This window comes from Mycobacterium sp. NGS66, from assembly GCF_059812225.1.
Genome location: NZ_JCALCG010000037.1, coordinates 1 through 1,025 on the forward strand (window position 1 = coordinate 1; position 1,025 = coordinate 1,025).

At 64.0% G+C, this 1,025-nt stretch carries 1 protein-coding gene; it reads left to right on the forward strand.

The window, feature by feature from the left end:
• Window positions 1-114: 114 nt before the first annotated feature.
• Window positions 115-1,025, forward strand: a 911-nt coding sequence (locus AC5Y2L_RS28545; protein WP_499940091.1) for an IS1634 family transposase, incomplete at its 3' end; no start/stop codon positions are given.

Sequence of the window (1,025 nt, forward strand, 5' to 3'; positions counted from 1 at the left end):
ACCCGACTTAGGACATTTTTCGGCTGCTGACGTTGGCGCGGGTCGCTGATCTGTGGTTTTGATCCATGTCGAGCCGATATTTGCACACTAGTTCTTGGTTCGTAGGGTGCTGTGGTGGCCTACGTGCGTACCGTGAAGACCAGCTCGGGAGCGACCGCGGTGCAGATCGTGTGGTCCACACGGCGCGGTTCGCGCCAGATCGAGCACCTGGGCTCAGGCCACGACGACGGCGAGGTCGAAGCGCTCAAGGCCGCGGCGCGCCAACGGCTTTCCGAAGGTCAGGGTGCGCTGGATCTAGGGCTAAACACCGTCGGCGTCGACGGCGAACCGTTGGAGATCGTCGCCTCCAAGGCAAGCCACCTGTGGGACGGCTTGTGCCGGGCCTACCAGGCGCTGGGCTTTGATACCGCCACCGGCGGAGACGAGGTCTTCCGCGATCTGGTGTTGGCGCGGATCATCGAGCCGACCAGCAAGGCCGACTCGCTGCGGGTGCTCGCCGAGGCCGGCATCGAACCGGTCGATTATCGGACCGTGACACGGCGCCTGCCGGTGATCGCCAAACGAGAAGTGCGCCAATCACTATCAGCAGCGTGTGCTGCCCGCGCCGGGCTGGGACCGGCGTCGCTGGTGCTCTACGACGTCTCCACGCTCTACTTCGAAACCGACACCGGTGATGGGTTTCGCGAGCCCGGCTATTCGAAAGAACGGCGGCTAGAACCGCAGATCACCATCGGGTTGCTCACCGACGCCGCCGGGTTCCCGCTGGCCGTGGAGGCTTTCGAGGGCAACAAGGCCGAGACCGCCACCATGCTGCCGGTCATCAACGCTTTCAAGACCGCCCATCAGTTGACTGATGTCACCGTCGTCGCTGATGCGGGGATGATCTCGGAGGCCAATCAGATCGCCCTGCAGGCCTCGGGGTTGTCGTTCATCTTGGGCACCAAGATCGCGTTGGTGCCCGACGTGTTCACCCGCTGGCGCGACAATCACCCCGGTGAGCAGATCCCCGACGGGCAGATCTTCAC